The organism is Caldanaerobacter sp., assembly GCF_049701115.1.
Classification (GTDB): domain Bacteria; phylum Bacillota; class Thermoanaerobacteria; order Thermoanaerobacterales; family Thermoanaerobacteraceae; genus Thermoanaerobacter.
This window is the reverse complement of record NZ_JBNATX010000001.1, coordinates 23,374-39,883: the sequence shown is the minus strand read 5'-3', so window position 1 is coordinate 39,883 and position 16,510 is coordinate 23,374. Positions and strand designations below refer to the sequence as shown.

At 37.9% G+C, this 16,510-nt stretch carries 20 protein-coding genes; 2 read left to right on the top strand and 18 right to left on the bottom strand.

Going from position 1 to position 16,510, the window contains the following annotated elements:
* Positions 1–34: 34 nt before the first annotated feature.
* The 11 genes from acpP to pta all read right to left on the bottom strand — a co-directional run bounded on the left by acpP (position 35) and on the right by pta (position 8,639).
* Positions 35–265: an acyl carrier protein gene (gene acpP, locus ACPLVE_RS00235; RefSeq protein ID WP_022587649.1), complete on the bottom strand. Its 231-nt coding sequence runs from the start codon at positions 263–265 to the stop codon at positions 35–37.
* A 43-nt stretch (positions 266–308) separates the two neighbouring features.
* Positions 309–1,037 (bottom strand): 3-oxoacyl-[acyl-carrier-protein] reductase, encoded by a 729-nt coding sequence (gene fabG / locus ACPLVE_RS00230; protein ID WP_424609153.1) that lies wholly within the window; start codon positions 1,035–1,037, stop codon positions 309–311.
* A gap of 18 nt (positions 1,038–1,055) precedes the next feature.
* Positions 1,056–1,985, bottom strand: a complete 930-nt coding sequence (gene fabD / locus ACPLVE_RS00225; protein ID WP_424608769.1) for an ACP S-malonyltransferase — start codon at positions 1,983–1,985, stop codon at positions 1,056–1,058.
* Between the two features lie 4 nt (positions 1,986–1,989).
* Complete coding sequence (gene fabK, locus ACPLVE_RS00220) at positions 1,990–2,931, bottom strand: enoyl-[acyl-carrier-protein] reductase FabK (RefSeq protein ID WP_424608767.1); 942 nt, start codon at positions 2,929–2,931, stop codon at positions 1,990–1,992.
* 13 nt (positions 2,932–2,944) lie between these two features.
* A complete protein-coding gene (locus tag ACPLVE_RS00215) occupies positions 2,945–3,940 on the bottom strand; it encodes a beta-ketoacyl-ACP synthase III (RefSeq protein WP_424608766.1) in 996 nt (331 codons plus the stop codon).
* On the bottom strand, positions 3,933–4,931 hold the full coding sequence (plsX, locus tag ACPLVE_RS00210) for a phosphate acyltransferase PlsX (protein WP_424608765.1): 999 nt from the start codon (positions 4,929–4,931) through the stop codon (positions 3,933–3,935). The genes ACPLVE_RS00215 and plsX overlap by 8 nt, the downstream gene beginning before the upstream one ends.
* On the bottom strand, positions 4,915–5,517 hold the full coding sequence (fapR, locus tag ACPLVE_RS00205; RefSeq protein WP_424608764.1) for a transcription factor FapR: 603 nt from the start codon (positions 5,515–5,517) through the stop codon (positions 4,915–4,917). The genes plsX and fapR overlap by 17 nt, the downstream gene beginning before the upstream one ends.
* 146 nt (positions 5,518–5,663) lie before the next feature.
* Entirely contained in the window at positions 5,664–5,849 is a 186-nt protein-coding gene (rpmF, locus tag ACPLVE_RS00200) for a 50S ribosomal protein L32 (RefSeq protein WP_022587645.1), read from the bottom strand.
* Positions 5,850–5,867: 18 nt separating this feature from the next.
* The gene (locus ACPLVE_RS00195) at positions 5,868–6,353 is read right to left on the bottom strand and encodes a YceD family protein (RefSeq protein ID WP_424608763.1); all 486 of its coding nucleotides are present in this window, start codon (positions 6,351–6,353) and stop codon (positions 5,868–5,870) included.
* Positions 6,354–6,421: 68 nt separating this feature from the next.
* On the bottom strand, positions 6,422–7,627 hold the full coding sequence (locus ACPLVE_RS00190) for an acetate kinase (protein ID WP_424608762.1): 1,206 nt from the start codon (positions 7,625–7,627) through the stop codon (positions 6,422–6,424).
* Between the two features lie 16 nt (positions 7,628–7,643).
* Positions 7,644–8,639, bottom strand: coding sequence for a phosphate acetyltransferase (pta, locus tag ACPLVE_RS00185; protein ID WP_424608761.1), 996 nt, complete (start codon positions 8,637–8,639; stop codon positions 7,644–7,646).
* Positions 8,640–8,757: 118 nt separating this feature from the next.
* Here pta and ACPLVE_RS00180 point away from each other — a divergent pair, with 118 nt between their 5' ends.
* Together ACPLVE_RS00180 and ylbJ are read left to right on the top strand one after the other, a co-directional pair.
* On the top strand, positions 8,758–9,963 hold the full coding sequence (locus tag ACPLVE_RS00180; protein ID WP_424608760.1) for a nucleotidyltransferase: 1,206 nt from the start codon (positions 8,758–8,760) through the stop codon (positions 9,961–9,963).
* A gap of 47 nt (positions 9,964–10,010) precedes the next feature.
* Complete coding sequence (gene ylbJ, locus ACPLVE_RS00175; protein WP_424608758.1) at positions 10,011–11,168, top strand: sporulation integral membrane protein YlbJ; 1,158 nt, start codon at positions 10,011–10,013, stop codon at positions 11,166–11,168.
* Position 11,169: 1 nt separating this feature from the next.
* Here the strand turns inward: ylbJ and ACPLVE_RS00170 are convergent, their stop codons facing one another.
* The 7 genes from ACPLVE_RS00170 to recG all read right to left on the bottom strand — a co-directional run bounded on the left by ACPLVE_RS00170 (position 11,170) and on the right by recG (position 16,509).
* A complete protein-coding gene (locus ACPLVE_RS00170; RefSeq protein WP_424608756.1) occupies positions 11,170–11,634 on the bottom strand; it encodes an ATPase in 465 nt (154 codons plus the stop codon).
* Between the two features lie 14 nt (positions 11,635–11,648).
* Positions 11,649–12,131: a pantetheine-phosphate adenylyltransferase gene (gene coaD, locus ACPLVE_RS00165; RefSeq protein WP_424608755.1), complete on the bottom strand. Its 483-nt coding sequence runs from the start codon at positions 12,129–12,131 to the stop codon at positions 11,649–11,651.
* Positions 12,128–12,682 carry a 16S rRNA (guanine(966)-N(2))-methyltransferase RsmD gene (rsmD, locus tag ACPLVE_RS00160; RefSeq protein ID WP_424608753.1) on the bottom strand — a complete coding sequence of 185 codons (555 nt, stop codon included), beginning with the start codon at positions 12,680–12,682 and terminating at the stop codon, positions 12,128–12,130. Before rsmD ends, coaD begins: the two co-directional genes overlap by 4 nt.
* 210 nt (positions 12,683–12,892) lie before the next feature.
* Positions 12,893–13,120, bottom strand: a complete 228-nt coding sequence (locus tag ACPLVE_RS00155) for an alpha/beta-type small acid-soluble spore protein (RefSeq protein ID WP_011025749.1) — start codon at positions 13,118–13,120, stop codon at positions 12,893–12,895.
* A gap of 133 nt (positions 13,121–13,253) precedes the next feature.
* On the bottom strand, positions 13,254–13,481 hold the full coding sequence (locus ACPLVE_RS00150) for a small, acid-soluble spore protein, alpha/beta type (RefSeq protein ID WP_424608752.1): 228 nt from the start codon (positions 13,479–13,481) through the stop codon (positions 13,254–13,256).
* Positions 13,482–13,596: 115 nt separating this feature from the next.
* Complete coding sequence (locus ACPLVE_RS00145; RefSeq protein WP_424608750.1) at positions 13,597–14,439, bottom strand: DegV family protein; 843 nt, start codon at positions 14,437–14,439, stop codon at positions 13,597–13,599.
* A gap of 21 nt (positions 14,440–14,460) precedes the next feature.
* Positions 14,461–16,509 carry an ATP-dependent DNA helicase RecG gene (recG, locus tag ACPLVE_RS00140; RefSeq protein ID WP_424608748.1) on the bottom strand — a complete coding sequence of 683 codons (2,049 nt, stop codon included), beginning with the start codon at positions 16,507–16,509 and terminating at the stop codon, positions 14,461–14,463.
* Position 16,510 lies beyond the last annotated feature (1 nt).

The window sequence follows — 16,510 nt, the reverse complement described above, 5'->3', positions numbered from 1 at the left end:
TATTTACATAAAGTCCCGCAATGCGGGACCTTATTTACTCGACGATATTGCTCAGATATTCTACAACATCACCTACCGTCTTTATCTTTTCAGCATCCTCATCAGGAATTTCAATGTCAAATTCTTCTTCTAAAGCCATTATAAGCTCTACTATGTCCAAGGAGTCTGCTCCTAAATCATCTATAAATGAGGACTCCATCGTAATTTCCTCTGGATCAATGCCAAGCTGCTCGGCAATGATATTCCTCACCTTTTCAAAAATCATATCCTTCTCACCTCCTCTCAAAAATTGTACACTTATGATAATATTACATAACCATTCCTCCGTCAACATTTATTACTTGCCCAGTTATGTAATCTGAAGCTTTACTTGCCAAAAAAGCTACAACTTCTGCGACTTCCTCTGGTTTTCCTGCCCTTTTTAGAGGAATACTTTTTATCATGGCTTCTTTTATCTCTTCTTTTAAAACACTTGTCATATCCGTTTCGATGAATCCAGGAGCAACTGCATTTACAGTTATGCCTCTTGCTGCAAGCTCTTTAGCTGCCGACTTTGTGAGTCCTATCAATCCAGCTTTTGAAGCTGCATAGTTTGCCTGTCCTACATTCCCCATAAGCCCTACTACAGAACTTATGTTTATTATTTTCCCCTTTCTTTTCTTTATCATATACTTTGAAGCAAATTTTATAACATTAAAAGCTCCTTTAAGATTGACATCTATTACGCTGTCCCACTCATCTTCTTCCATTTTCAATATTAAATTGTCCTTCGTAATACCTGCATTATTTACAACCACATCTATGCTACCTAACTCCTGCACGACTTTTTCAACTGCCTTTTCGACCTCGTGGTAGTGAGAAACATCACATTTTAGTGCTATCCCATTGACTCCATGTTTTTTTATTTCTTCCACAACCTCTCTGGCACTTTCCTCATCTTTAACGTATGTTATGGCTACATCAAAGCCGTCTTTTGCAAGCCTTACTGCAATAGCTCTGCCAATTCCTCTCGAACCTCCCGTAACAAAAGCTACCATATTTTTATTCTCCACGGATTATACCCCCAATACAGAAAGAGCTTCTAACATAGATTTCTCATCCTCTACATTTAACGCATTTTTCTTTTTATCAATCTTTTTCACAAAACTGGTTAAAGTCTTACCCGGGCCTATTTCTATAAAAATATCTACCCCATCTTCTATCATTTTTCTAACAGACTGCTCCCATAGTACAGGATGACTTACTTGCTTTATCAGCAATTCCTTAATTTCATCCTTTTCTACGTAGTTGGCAGTCACATTCGATATCACAGGAATCTTTGGAGTTTTTATATTTATTTTTTTTAATTCTTCTGCCAAAAGTTCCCCAGCTTTTTTGAGCATACTGGAATGAAAGGGAGCACTCACAGCCAGCACTACAGACTTTTTTGCCCCTCTCTCTTTCGCAAGCTCTACGGCTTTTTCTACTGCTTTTGTTTCTCCGGAAATTACTAACTGACCAGGGCAATTGTAATTTGCCGGTTCTACTACTCCAAATTCTGAAGCAATTCGGCATATTTCTTCAACTTCTTCATTGGGAAGACCAAGGATAGCAGCCATCGTACCTACTCCTTCAGGTACTACTTCTTGCATATATTTTCCTCTTTTTTTAACCAGCTTTACTGCATCTTCAAACTCCAATGCCTCTGCTAACACAAGGGATGAATACTCTCCTAAACTTAAACCAGCTGTGACATCAGCTCTTATACCTTTTTTAAGTAAAACCTTTGTAATTGCCACTGAAACGGTCAAAATAGCCGGCTGAGTGTTTTCTGTCTTCATAAGTTCTTCTTCAGGTCCTTCAAAACAGAGCTTAGATATTTTAAAGCCTAAAGCCTCGTCTGCTCTTTCAAAAATCTCTCTCGCTTCCTCATATTTTTCATACATTTCTTTTCCCATCCCGGCGTATTGAGCACCCTGTCCCGGATATATAAAAGCTACTTTCATCTTTTCACCTCATTTTATTCAGGTTTTCTATGACTCTGGCAGCCTCTTCTATTATATCTTCAATGATCTCTTTAACAGGTTTTATGTCTTTTATAAGTCCAGCAATCTGTCCTGCCATCACAGAACCATACTCAACATCTCCATCAACAACTGCAGCTTTTAACTTTCCTTCACCAAGTTTTTCTAACTCTTCTTTTGAAGCCCCCATTTGCTCCAATTTTTCAAATTCTCTCGACAACCTGTTCCTCAATACCCTTACGGGATGCCCTGTGCTTCTTCCCGTTACCACGGTATCTCTATCCTTTGCCTTTATAATGTATTCTTTGTACCGCGGATGAGCAGTACATTCAGTAGAACAAACAAATCTAGTACCCATCTGTACGCCTGAAGCTCCAAGGCATAAAGCTGCCGCAAATCCTCTACCATCCGCAATGCCACCTGCCGCGATTACTGGAATACTTACGGCATCCACCACTTGGGGAACCAATGCAAAGGTAGTCAGTTCGCCTATGTGACCTCCTGACTCCATCCCTTCAGCCACCACGGCATCAGCTCCTATGTCTTCCATCCTTTTAGCTAACGCCACTGATGCCACCACTGGTATGACCTTTATCCCTCTCTCCTTAAGCTTAGGTATGTACTTTCCAGGGTTTCCTGCTCCAGTAGTTATAACTTTAACTCCTTCCTCAAGTATCACCTCCATGACCTCATCTACAAAAGGTGACAAAAGCATGACGTTTACACCAAAGGGTTTGTCTGTGAGCTCTTTAGCTTTTTTTATCTGCTCCCTCACAAAGCTTCCAGGAGCATTTCCTGCCCCTATAATTCCCAACCCCCCAGCATTAGAAACTGCTGCCGCTAACTCTGCAGTTGCTACCCATGCCATGCCTCCTTGCAATATAGGATACTCTATATCAAGCAATTCGGTTATTTTCGTCTTAAACATCGTATACACCCCTTTACTTGCTCCATTTTATCACATTTGAAGCCCAGGTTAAACCAGCTCCAAAAGCCACCATAAGTATTATGTCTCCTTTTTTTAATAACCCTTTTCTGTAAGCTTCGTCTAAAGCTATTGCGACGGATGCAGCTGAAGTGTTACCGTACTTATCTAAATTTATGTACACTTTTTCTTCAGACAGCTTAAGCCTTTTCCTTGCAGCATCAATTATCCTCGTATTCGCCTGGTGAGGAATCAACATGTCTATATCTTCGGGAGAAAGACCCGCCCTTTCTAGGACTTCTATTGTTGCACTGTCCATAACTCGCACCGCAAATTTAAAAACTTCCTGTCCTTCCATAAAAATGGTATGCAGATTTTTCTCGACAGTCTCATGGCTCGCTGGCATCCTTGAACCACCAGCAGGCATGTAAAGATATTTACCTCCCGTTCCATCGGCACCCAAGTAACTTGCGAGTATGCCATATCCCTCCTCAACTTTCCCAACCACTGCCGCTCCCGCTCCATCTCCAAACAAAACACAAGTATTCCTGTCTTTCCAGTTAGTTATCTTAGAAAGGGTCTCTGCCCCTATCACAAGTACGTTTTTATATAGACCGGTTTCGACAAACTGTTGAGCAATTGCCAAACCGTATATAAAACCAGAACAACCTACAGAAATATCAAAGGCAGCTGCATTCAATGCCCCTAAATTTGCTTGAACTATGCAGCCAGTAGAAGGAAAATTCATATCGGGAGTAACAGTAGCAACAATTATCATGTCTATATCTTCCGGCTTTAAATCGGCATCCTCTAAGGCTTTTTTAGCAGCCTCCGTTGCCAGGTCAGAAGTGGCCTGTGACGGATCCGCTATTCTCCTTTCCTTTATACCTGTTCTTGTAGTTATCCACTCGTCGGAAGTATCCACCATTTTTTCTAAGTCATAATTTGTCAATATTTTCTCTGGAAGATAACTTCCTGTACCAAGTATTCCTGCAGAAATCTTTTCACACACTTATCTCATCTCCCATAAGTTCAATTTGTTCTTTTATATGATTTAATACATTGTTTTCTACAAAATTTTTAGTCTGCTTTATAGCATTGAAAATCGCCTTTTCTTTTGAATTGCCATGGGCTTTTATCACAGGTTTACTGATTCCCAAAAGAGGTGCTCCTCCATATTCGGTGTAATCCATTTTTTGAGTTATTCTTTTAAGCCCTCCCATTATGAGAAGAGCAGCTATCTTTGTAACAATGTTTCTCGACAGTTCCTCTTTTAAAAGTCTTGAAATCACAGAAGCAATACCTTCCATCGACTTTAATATGGCATTTCCCACGAATCCATCACAGACCACGACTTCAGCAACTCCATAAGGTATATCTCTTCCTTCGACATTGCCTATGAAATTAAGACCCGAGTTTTTCAATTTCTCATAAGCTTTTTTTACAACTTCATTTCCCTTCTCTTCTTCTACACCGACATTAAAGAGGCCAATCCTAGGCCTTTCAATTCCGAACATTTTTTGTGCATACACATGCCCCATTATTGCAAATTGAAACAAATTTTCTTCATCGCAGTCTGTATTAGATCCCGCATCCAGTAATACTGTAGCTCCATTTAAAGTGGGAAGAATAGGTGCTAAAGCAGGCCTTTTTATTCCTTTTATCCTCCCCAATAAAAGAAGTGAACCCGCCATCAAAGCTCCTGTGTTCCCTGCTGACAGGAAAGCATCTACCTCTCCATTTTTTAAAAGTTCTAAGCCCACTACCATAGAAGAATCCTTCTTTTTTTTCACTGCTGCTACAGGGCTTTCATTATTATCTATAATTTCACTAGCATAAACGACATTTAATCTTTTATTTTCTCCTTCTAACTTATCTAAAACCTCTTTTTTGCCAATTAAAAAAATTTCTATATCTTTAAACTCATTTAGCGCCTTTAAAGAACCTTTTATTACTTCATCTGGCGCATAGTCGCCTCCCATTGCATCAACTGCCAACCTCAACCGTGTCACTCCTTTTTCGCAAAAAATCCTCGTCTAAAGCCACCAGTATAAACTTACCTCTGAATACTTCTTTTTCTTTGACTTTTATCTTCACCCAGACAAAATACTTGTTCCCTCTCTGCCTTATTACTTCTGCTTTAGCAACCAACCTATCTCCAACCTTGACAGGATACTTATATTTTATGTTAGCAACCCCAATCAAAGCTGCAGGAGCATCAATTAAAGATAGAGCGAGAGATTCTGCCTGAGAGTATATATACTGTCCCTTTACAATTTTTGTTTTTACAAAAACCATTTCTTCAGTAGGCTCAAATATAGATATCCCTCTTTTACCCAATTCCAGATCTATTAACTCTCCTACTACTTCTGCCCCAAGAATGGTCTTTACCTTTCTATAATTTTCTTCTGCAACATTTTTTATCCTTTCTCTAACTTCAGGAATGCCCAATTCCATTCTATCAAGCCTTATAGTCTGCACGCTTACTCCGAACATCTCCGCCAGTTCATCGTCTGTATAAAAGGGATTCTCGTTTATCTTTTCTTTTAAAAGTCTTTGCCTTTCCGCCTTGCTCACTCTCACAGCCATATTACCAGCTCCAAATATCAGTTGTTTTTATGACCTACCCAAAATTATAAATTATTTTTTTCTCAAAATCAACAAAAAACTCATTCTGAACAGCTACTTAAAAAACAAAAAAGTAGTAATAGGAACTTCCTATTACTACTTTTTTGCTATTCTTCTACTTTAATCACTTCTTTGTCCTTGTAGTAGCCACAGTTAGGGCACACTCTGTGGGGAAGCTTTGGCTGATGACATCTTGGGCACAGTACATATGCTGGTGGAGCAATCTTAAAACTGTTATTCCTTCTTGTATCCCTTCTGGCTTTAGACGTTCTTCTTTTTGGTACACCACCCATTCTCAACACCTCCTACATTTACTGCAACAATTTAGAAAGCACTTCTAAACGAGGATCTATATCTTCCCTCTTACAACTACAGCTTCCATAGTTTAGATTAGTACCGCAAATAGGACATAGCCCTTTGCAATCCTCTTTACACAAAAACTTCATAGGAAGAGAGAGTATCACAAAATGGAGGACAAAAGTAGTAATATCAAAATTCTCATAAAAACTATCATCCACCTCTTCGTCCACAGCTTCTTCTACATACTCTCTTAACTTAAGGTCTAATGGATACACAAACTCTTCCAAACATCTGTCACAAGTCGCTCTTATGCTTCCCTTGATGTCAAGCTCAGCAAATAACCCTTCCTTCTGGGCAGTAATTTTCCCTTTTACCCTCAAGGGATCTACTATTTCAAATACTTCCCCCTTAAAATCGAAACTTGTAAGGTCTTCCACGTAATCCACGTACACGCTGCGCCCAAGCTGCCCTTTGATCTTCAAAAGGTCGATTCTCATTTTTCTTCACACACCTTAATGTAATTGACAACACCTATTATACTAACCCCTCTATCAATTGTCAATATCTACTTAAGCCCCTTTACCAATTTTTCCGTGTCCTTTGCAATCATGTACTCTTCGTTTGTAGGAATGACCATTACTTTAACCTTTGAATCCTCTGTCGAGATTATCGCCTCTTTTCCCCTTACTTTATTCTTTTCCTTATCAAGATTAAAGCCCAAAAATTCCAATCCCTCTAAAATGAACTCCCTCATCTCTGGACCATTTTCTCCTACACCAGCAGTGAATACAATAACATCTACTCCTCCCATCGCTGCAACATAAGCTCCTATCGTCTTTTTCGCTATGTATGCAAATACTTTAAGGGCCAACATGGCTCTTTTGTTGCCCTCATTAAAAGCTGCATTTTCTATGTCCCTAAAATCATTGCTGATACCAGAGATTCCATAAACCCCTGATTTCTTATTCAAGATATCAATTACTTCATGGGCTGTAAGCCCTTCTTTTTCCATTAAGAAAGTCACAATAGAGGGATCAATGCTTCCTGAACGAGTTCCCATCGCTAGTCCCTCTAAAGGAGTAAAGCCCATACTAGTATCAATAGATTTTCCGTGTTTTACAGCTGTAATACTCGCACCATTCCCTAAATGGCAAGTAACAATCTTCAACTCTTCTATCGGCCTACCAAGCAATTCTGCCGCCCTCATCGAAACATATTTGTGAGAAGTGCCGTGAAAGCCATATCTCCTTATCCTGTACTTTTCATAATATTGATAAGGAATTGGATAAATGTAAGCGTAATCCGGCATTGTCTGATGAAAAGCTGTATCAAAAACTGCCACCATCGGTACCTCCGGCATTATCTGCCGGCACGCTTTTATACCTTCAATATTAGCAGGATTATGCAAAGGTGCAAGGTCAATACAATCTTCTAATTTCTTTATGACATCATCATCGATGATTACAGAATCCGTAAAATACTCTGCTCCATGAACGACTCTGTGTCCAACTGCATCTATTTCCTTCATATCCTTTATGACACCCATTTCTTTATCAATAAGAGCATCTAAAACCAGCTGTATAGCTTCTTTGTGATTTTTCATATCTCTTTTTATCTTCACTTTTTCTTTACCGTCTGCCTGATGAGTCAAAAGGGAATCGTTTATTCCTATCCTTTCTGCTAGCCCCTTAGCCAAAACCTTATTGCTTTCCATATCAATTAATTGATACTTTAAAGAAGAACTGCCACAATTCATAACCAAAATCTTCATGGTCATTGCCTCCTTTTTACATTATTCCTTGAGCTTGTACACTCGTTATAGCTATAACATTTACAATATCCTCCACACTGCAACCCCTTGATAAATCGTTAACAGGTTTGGCCAAACCTTGGGAAATAGGTCCAATAGCATTTGCCTTAGCAAGCCTCTGCACAAGTTTGTAACCTATATTTCCGGACTGTAGATCGGGGAATATGAGCACATTAGCTTGACCAGCAACAGGACTACCTGGAGCCTTTAACTCTCCAACTTCTTTAACAATCGCGGCATCCACCTGCAGTTCTCCATCAATTAGCAAATCAGGTGCCAGACTTTTTGCTATTTCAGTAGCTTTCTTCACCTTATCTACTAATTCATGGCTGGCACTGCCTTTGGTGGAAAAAGAAAGCATGGCTACCTTTGGCTCAATTCCTACCAAAACTCTTGCAGTATGGGCCGATGCAATGGCTATCGCAGCCAGCTCCTCTGCTGTTGGATTTGGATTTATAGCACAGTCAGCAAAAACAAACACCCCATCGCTCCCGTAATTACAATCAGGAACTTCCATTATAAAAGCACTAGAGACAACTTTTACATTAGGAGCCGTTTTTATGATTTGGAAAGCAGGTCTGAACACATCGGCAGTAGCGTGAATCGCTCCTGAAACCATTCCGTCTACCTGCCCTAATTTTACCATCATACACCCATAATACATCGGATCTTTCATCAACCTTTTTGCTTCCTCCAGCGTCACTCCCTTATTCTTCCTCAACTCATAATACTCCATAGCATATCTCTCAAAATCAGGAGAGACCTCTGGGTCTACAATCTCGGCCTTCGAGATATCAAGCCCCCCTGCTTTTGCTTTTATCTCTTCTTCTTTACCCAGGAGAACCAAATCTGCAATTCCTTCTCTCAGAACTATCTCAGCCGCCTTCAAAGTCCTTGTTTCAGTACCTTCAGGGAGAACAATCTTTTTTCTATCGGACTTGGCCTTTTTTATAATATTGTCCATCACAGACATCATAAAATCTCCTTTCTCTTGTAATATTGTATACACGGTTTCCCTTTTACATTTTACCATATTTCGTGTAAAATAATAAGTACATTATTAAAATTTTTTTGAAAGGAATACAAACTATATGGAAGTCTTAGGAATTGTGGTAGAATACAATCCCTTACACAATGGACATCTTTATCATCTTCAAGAATCTATAAAAATTACAAAATGTAACTATGTAATAGCAGTAATGAGCGGAAACTTTGTACAAAGAGGAGAACCAGCAATCTTAGATAAATGGCAGAGGGCAGAAATGGCTCTAAAAGGAGGTGTAGACCTAGTAATAGAGCTTCCTGTAATATACGCTACTTCTACAGCAGAAAACTTTGCCTACGGAGCCATTAAACTTTTAGATTCCCTTAAAGTGGTAGATTGTATCTCTTTTGGAAGTGAAGAGGGTTCACTAGAGAAACTTACAAAGATTGCAGACATACTTTTGGAAGAGCCTCCAGAATATAGGAAACATTTGAAAAAATACTTAGAAAATGGGCTCACTTTCGCCAAGGCGAGGGAATTGGCTCTTTTAAGGATCACTGGGGACAAAGAACTTTCCAAAACCCTTCAAACTTCCAATAACATCCTGGGAATAGAGTATTTGAAAGCTTTAAAAAAGATAAGAAGTCCTATCGTACCTTTCACTGTTAAAAGAAAGGGGGCTTTATACACCTCGACTAAATTAGAAGGAGAATTTGCCAGTGCAACTTCTATACGAAAAACTATAAAAGACCATACTACTGAAAAAATCAAAAACTACGTGCCATCCTTTACCTTAGAGATACTTGAAAGAAATTTTAGTGAAGGAAAAGGACCTGTATATTTTGAGCATTTTTCTCCTATAATATTTTATCTTTTAAGACAAGGACATCCTCTACAAGATATATTTGATGTAGCAGAAGGCATAGATAATAAAATTTACAAAGCTGCTGCCGAAACAAATCATTTGAAAGAACTGATAAAGCTCGTAAAATCAAAAAGGTACACTGAAAGCCGTATAAGGCGCATACTTTTACATCTCATTCTTGGAATAGATAAAAGATTGTTCAAGGAATTTGATGGTCCTAATTACATAAGAGTATTAGGTTTTAATGAAAAAGGCCAGAAAATTCTAAAAGAGATAAAGAAAAAATCGTATATTCCAATCATTACAAAAGTAGCCCAGTACAAAGAAAAAATCTCAGATACCAGAATGTTTGAAAAAGACTTATTTGCAACAGATGTCTACACTCTTGCCTACAAAAACTTTGGCATCTCAAAGTTAGATTTTTATCACCCCATCATAAAACTCTAACCTCACCATATAATATTTAATGACAAGACTTGAGGTGGGGATAAAATTTGAAAAAAACTTCTTATACCATTTTAGTTTCCATAATCTTTTTAATGGTCATCTCCCTTGTAATCTTCCCCAGAGAAGCTTTAGATGCTGCAAAAAATGGCATAAACCTCTGGCTCTTTACTATCGCACCCTCACTTTTCCCTTTCTTTATAGGCTCTGAACTTTTAATACAACTGGGAGTCGTCCATCTTTTGGGTCGCCTTCTTGAACCTCTAATGAGGCCTCTTTTTAATGTTCCGGGCAGTGGTTCCTTTGCAATGGCAATAGGCTACACCTCAGGATATCCTGTAGGAGCACAAGTAATAACAAGATTATGGGAAGAAAGACTTTGCTCCACTGAAGAAGCCGAAAGACTTATGTCTTTTTGCAACAATTCCGGCCCTCTTTTTATGCTAGGAGCAGTAGCAATAGGCATGATGAACAACCTTCAAGCAGGATACATTATTATGGCTTCCAATTATTTAGCTGCCATCACCACCGGCCTATTATTTAGATTTTACAAGAAAAACAATGCAAAAACTATGTACTCTGCAAAGAATTCTCTATATTTGACTTCATTTCAAAATAAAAAAAATTTTAGCCTCCTCCTTTCAGAGGCTGTTACAAAATCTGTAAACACCCTCCTTTTAATAGGAGGCTATGTTGTCTTTTTTTCTGTCGCAATAGAATTTTTGAAGATTTACAGTATATTAGACTTTTTATCTCTCTTACTTAAACCACTTTTGGGATACATTGGCATTCCTGATGAAGCTATTCCTTCTTTTTTAAGCGGATTATTGGAAATAACAGTCGGATCAAACCTTATAAGTCAACTTTCTATCCCCGTATCCCAAAAAGTAGTACTCATAAGCAGTATAATAGCGTGGGGAGGAATATCTATACACGGCCAAGTATTAGGAGTTATATCAAAAACAAAAATATCTTACTTCCCCTATTTCATCGCAAAATCTCTACAGTTCGTTTTTGCAGGAATTTATTCGTATGGGATGGTAAAACTTATGCCCCTTAAAGAGCAAGCCTTGTCAGTACCAGCCTTTAACATCTATTCTCCAAAAAATTTTACCGGCTTGATTGAGCTTGCTACCCTTCTTTTTATAGCTCTGATGGTATTTTTAATTACACTTTCGCTTCTATTGTCTTTAAATACAAAAAGCTAGTTCATTTTACACCCCTTAATTCTTCTCTATTCTTTCTGATAGTATTCAAAATCTCTGCTACCTGATTTTCAAGCTTTCCAAGTAACTCGTCTGCATACTCACGGCTTCCCAGCCTTATCTCCTTTGCATTGGCTTGCGCAGCAGAAATTATCTCCGAGGCTTTTTTCTCAGCTTTTTTCACTATTTCACTTTCGCTCACCATTTCTTTTATCTTCTGCTCTGCTTCCTTAAGGATCATCTCGGCTTCTTGCTGAGCCTCCAGCAAAATCCTCTGTCTTTCCTGCTTTATCCATTCTGCCCTCTTAAATTCATCAGGAAGTTTTATCCTTATCTGACGTATGAGCTCCAATACTTCTTCCTTATTTATTAAAACCTTATTAGAAAGCGGTATTGAAGAACTATTCTCTATGATGTCTTCCAGTTCTTCCAAAAGGCTTATAACCTCTAATCCCTCGAAATTTGGCAAAAACAAAACCCCCTTCAGCTTTTCTTAAACTTATCAACAAGCTTTTCCGCCACCACATCCGGCACAAATTCCGACAGACATCCACCAAATTGAGCGATCTCCTTGACAAGGCTAGAACTCAAATAGCCGTACTTGGCGCTTGTCATTAGAAAAACCGTTTCAATTGAGGGATTTAGTTTTTTATTCACAAGAGCCATCTGAAATTCATATTCAAAATCTGAGATCATTCTCAAGCCTTTTATTATCACACTTGCATTAACTTTTCTGGCATATTCTACTAAAAGTCCATCAAAATAATCTACCTCTACATTAGGAATGTCTTTGGTAACCTCTTTTAAAAGTTCTATCCTCTCTTCAATAGAAAACAAAGGTTTCTTAGCCGGATTACGTAAAACAGCTACAATTAATCTATCAAAAAGATTTGCACCTCTTTTTATTATGTCAATATGACCATATGTGACTGGATCAAAACTTCCAGGATAAATCGCTACTCTCATAGTTCCTCCTCATAAAACACAAGAATTGTTTCTCCATATCTATTCTCTTTTACTTTTTTTAAATTCCCGTATCTTTCTTTCAGTTCTTCTCTTTTATGAATTTCTGCCACAACCACTCCTCCCTCTTTTAAAACTTCAAGGGAGGCTATTCGTTTTAGCGCTTTTTCCGAAAGATTTTGGTGATAGGGCGGGTCCAAAAATATTATATCAAATTTTATGCCTTTTTTGTGAAACATGTCTAAAGCCACAAAAGCATCCATGTGAAGTATCCTGCAGAAAGGTTTAAGATTGAGTTTATTTATATTTTCTATGATACATCTTATACTGCTCAAATTTTTATCCACGAAATAGCAAAACTCTGCTCCTCTGCTCAAAGCCTCGATACCCACATTCCCCGTACCTGCAAAAAGGTCTAAAAAAACACTGCTTTCAATCCTGCCCATTAGAATATTAAAAAGTGCTTCTTTGACCCTGTCCGAAGTAGGCCGTACTTCCTCCCCCACCAAAGAATTGATTTTTCTACCTTTCAGGCTACCTGATATGACTCTCAAGCTCTTTCCCCCACTTTCCTCTATTTATTTTAACATATTTTTTTAAAATCTTATAAAAAACATGTATAAAAGTTTTTGATTTTGGCAAATAATATTAACGGGAATAAAAATTTCCCCAATTCTTCCTTCAATTTCTCCTCTCCCAGTCCAGGCAGGAGAATGCCTGCCTGGATTAAAAATTTAAAAAGGGAAGCCTTTTTTGGGCCTCCCTTATTTCCATGTTCCTTTGCTGGCCATTTGACTTTCTGCCATTTGTATCATCTTTCTTACCATGTGGCCACCTACAGCACCGCAATCTCTTGAAGTTAAATACCCCCAATATCCATCGGCTGGAGGAGTGATTCCTAACTCATTAGCTATCTCATATTTCCACTGGTTCATTACTTGCCTAGCTTCTTTTACTACAAGGGGATTTTTGTTTTCTGAACCTACTGCCACTTTAATCACCTCCTGCAATCTGTTTCATTATTAATTTATCCACCCTATTTATCTAATATACCTGTAAACTATTGCTATATATAACAAAGTGAAATAAAGTAGGGATATCTTAATAGATATCCCTACTTTTTGTCTATTTCCAGGTACCTTTGCTGGCCAACTGGCTTTCTGCCATTTGTATCATCTTTCTCACCATGTGGCCACCTACAGCACCGCAATCTCTAGAGGTTAAATTTCCCCAATAACCATCAGCGGGAGGATTAATTCCTAATTCTCTTGCCACTTCATACTTCCACTGATTCATTATCTGTCTTGCTTCTTTAACTACGAGAGGATTTTTGTTCTCTGAACCTACTGCCATTTCAATCACCTCCATATATGTTTGTATTATTAATTTAACCGAAATATCACAACCTAAACTATAAATTTGTTTTCAAAAATGTATAAAAGTGATTGAAATGGCAAATAATAAAAATTTATTTTTCTTCAAAAAATACTCCTACTGCGTCAGGTCCAGCATGAGTGCCTATCCCACATCCTGCCTGAGACCTTATAAACTTAGTGATTCCCAATTCACTTCGCAAAGCTGCTTCTATTTCATTCAAAAATTCTTCTTTGTCGGTATGAATTAACCCTACTTCTTTTTCAGAAAAATCTATGCCGGTATTTTTCATATAGTCTATTATCCACTTGATAGCCTTTTTCTGACCTCTTACCTTGTCTATTACTTTTAACTCTCCCTCATAGTTGGTCAATATAGGTTTTACGTTTAGAATTCCTCCTATGATCGATTGAGTTTTGGAAAGTCTTCCACCTCTATAAAGATAATCCAGCGAATCAAAGACCATTAAACCTCTTATTTTAGGAATTGTCTCATATACTGCTGAGACTATCTCTTCTTTAGAAAAACCCTCAGCAGCCATTTTAGCAGCTTTTAGCACAAGCAAACCATTTCCAAGGCTGAACTGCCTCGAATCTATCACTTCTATTCTATTTTTATCTACCATATCTTTTGCTATCATAGCAGATTGGTATGTACCACTGAATTTGGAAGTTAGAATAATTGCAATAACGTAATCGAAGCTTTTCAGTAAATCTTCAAAGAGTTCCATAAACTCTACTGGAGAAGCTTGTGTAGTGGTAGGCATTTTACCTTCTCTTAAAAGCTTGTAAAACTCTTCCTTCTTTATGTCTACACCATCTTTGTAACTTTTCCCCTCTATGTTTATGGTAAGCGGAACCACAAAGATTCCATAAGTTTTTATAAGGTCTTCAGGTATATCGGATAAGCTGTCAGTGACGATTGCAATTTTACCCATACAGCTCTTCTTCCTTTCTGTTTAATTTAATATTATATCCTTTACTCTATCATAAAATTCTGATACAAGGGTCTGTTTCAATTTCGGATATTTCTCAAGCTTTGGGTCTTCATATAAGAGGTTTTCAACATCTTTTTGCACCTTCTTTAGTATATCAATATCTTCAAAAAGATTAGCAATCTTTAACTCTGGAAGACCATGTTGCTTTTCCCCTAAAAATTCACCCGGTCCTCTTATCTCAAGGTCTTTTTCAGCAATTTTAAACCCATCAGAAGTCTTAGCTAATACTTCCAGCCTCTTTTTACTGAGCTCAGAAGAAGAATAGTTTATCAAAATGCAGTAAGATTGATATTCAGACCTCCCAACTCTTCCCCTCAACTGGTGAAGCTGAGCAAGTCCAAATCTATCCGCATTTTCTACAATCATCACCGTAGCATTGGGAACGTTCACTCCTACTTCTATTACTGTAGTCGAAACGAGAATATCGATCTCCCCCTTTACAAACGCTTCCATAATCCTTTCTTTCTCGCTATCTGACATTTTACCGTGGAGAAGACCCACCTTCGCCTCTCTAAAAGCATCTTGATAAATTTCCTTATATACTATTTCGGCAGAAACCGCTTTTATTTTATCCGATTCTTCAATCAAAGGACACACTACGTATACTTGTCTCCCTTTTTTCACTTCCTTCATCGCAAACTCATAAGCCTTTCTTCGCATATAAGAGGGTATTATATAAGTTTTTACTTTTTTTCTTCCTGGTGGCAACTGATCTATTATCGATATGTCTAAATCCCCGTACAAGATCAAAGCCAAAGTCCGTGGAATGGGAGTAGCTGTCATTACTAATACATCCGGATTTTCTCCCTTTTGAGCTAATAAAGCTCTTTGCCTCACTCCAAAGCGGTGTTGTTCATCTGTTATACAAAGGCCTAACTTTTTGAAGGTCACATCCTCTTCTATCAAGGCATGGGTACCAACTACTACGTCGTATTCTCCTTCTTTGATCTTTTCCAATACTTCTTTTCTCAAAGAAGGTGAGAGACTTCCAGATAACAGCCCAATGCGAATATCTGTGCCTTTAAAAATCTCTTCCAATGTTTTATAGTGTTGTTTTGCTAATATTTCCGTTGGAGCCATCATAGCTACTTGATATCCATTTTTTGCTGCAATATACATAGCAAAAGCTGCTACTACTGTTTTGCCTGCCCCCACATCCCCTTGTACAAGTCTATTCATGACTTTATCAGATGCCATATCGATCACAATTTCTTTTAAAACTTTTATCTGGGCAGGAGTGAGTTTAAAAGGAAGGTTTGAAGAAAAAGGAGTAATGTCTACTTTTCTAAATCTTATACCTTTTTTTTCTTTAACTGACTTTTTCACCAAAAACAGTGCCAGTTGCAGCAAAAATAGTTCCTGATATTTAAGTCTGTATTTTGCCTTCAGAAGTTTCTCTTCGTTTTTAGGAAAATGAATGTTCAGTAGAGCTTCTTTCAAATCCATAAGTCCTTTGGCCTGCAGGAATTCTCTATCAAAAAAATCCTCTATTTCATCGAGATATTCGCCTAACACGTTAAATACCGCTTTTCTCACGATGTTTTGCGTAAGCCCTTCAGTCAAACTGTATATAGGCACAATTCTACCTGTATTGAGATTCAGGTCCTCTTCAGATTTTTCTAATACAGGATTTTCTACTACAAGCTGCCCGTATTTAAACTGCAGTTTCCCGTTTATGATGTATTCTTCTCCTACCTTAAAATTATTTTTCATATAAGGCTGATTATACCAAACAAGCTCTACCGCTCCTGTACCATCCTTTACAGGAACTTTTGTAATAATAACACGAGAAGTCCTTATCTCTCTTGCATTTCCTGCAACGTAAGCCTTAAAAGTCTGTTTTTCTCCTACCTCTAAATCTTCAATTCTTAGTATCCTACTTCTATCCTCGTAATCTCTGGGAAAATAAAATATCAAATCTTTTACCGTAGTTATACCCAGTTTTCTAAAAAGTTTTGCTCTTTTAGGTCCCACACCTTTAACATATTGTATATCCAAATCTATGGACATG

Bases quoted from the DNA above. Each gene is read 5' to 3' on its own strand.
- acpP (WP_022587649.1), bottom strand. From the start codon at position 265: ATGATTTTTGAAAAGGTGAGGAATATCATTGCCGAGCAGCTTGGCATT.
- fabG (WP_424609153.1), bottom strand. From the start codon at position 1,037: ATGGTAGCTTTTGTTACGGGAGGTTCGAGAGGAATTGGCAGAGCTATT.
- fabD (WP_424608769.1), bottom strand. From the start codon at position 1,985: ATGAAAGTAGCTTTTATATATCCGGGACAGGGTGCTCAATACGCCGGG.
- fabK (WP_424608767.1), bottom strand. From the start codon at position 2,931: ATGTTTAAGACGAAAATAACCGAATTGCTTGATATAGAGTATCCTATA.
- fapR (WP_424608764.1), bottom strand. From the start codon at position 5,517: ATGGCTGTGAGAGTGAGCAAGGCGGAAAGGCAAAGACTTTTAAAAGAA.
- rpmF (WP_022587645.1), bottom strand. From the start codon at position 5,849: ATGGGTGGTGTACCAAAAAGAAGAACGTCTAAAGCCAGAAGGGATACA.
- ACPLVE_RS00195 (WP_424608763.1), bottom strand. From the start codon at position 6,353: ATGAGAATCGACCTTTTGAAGATCAAAGGGCAGCTTGGGCGCAGCGTG.
- ACPLVE_RS00190 (WP_424608762.1), bottom strand. From the start codon at position 7,627: ATGAAGATTTTGGTTATGAATTGTGGCAGTTCTTCTTTAAAGTATCAA.
- pta (WP_424608761.1), bottom strand. From the start codon at position 8,639: ATGTCTGTGATGGACAATATTATAAAAAAGGCCAAGTCCGATAGAAAA.
- ACPLVE_RS00180 (WP_424608760.1), top strand. From the start codon at position 8,758: ATGGAAGTCTTAGGAATTGTGGTAGAATACAATCCCTTACACAATGGA.
- coaD (WP_424608755.1), bottom strand. From the start codon at position 12,131: ATGAGAGTAGCGATTTATCCTGGAAGTTTTGATCCAGTCACATATGGT.
- ACPLVE_RS00150 (WP_424608752.1), bottom strand. From the start codon at position 13,481: ATGGCAGTAGGTTCAGAGAACAAAAATCCTCTCGTAGTTAAAGAAGCA.
- ACPLVE_RS00145 (WP_424608750.1), bottom strand. From the start codon at position 14,439: ATGGGTAAAATTGCAATCGTCACTGACAGCTTATCCGATATACCTGAA.
- recG (WP_424608748.1), bottom strand. From the start codon at position 16,509: ATGTCCATAGATTTGGATATACAATATGTTAAAGGTGTGGGACCTAAA.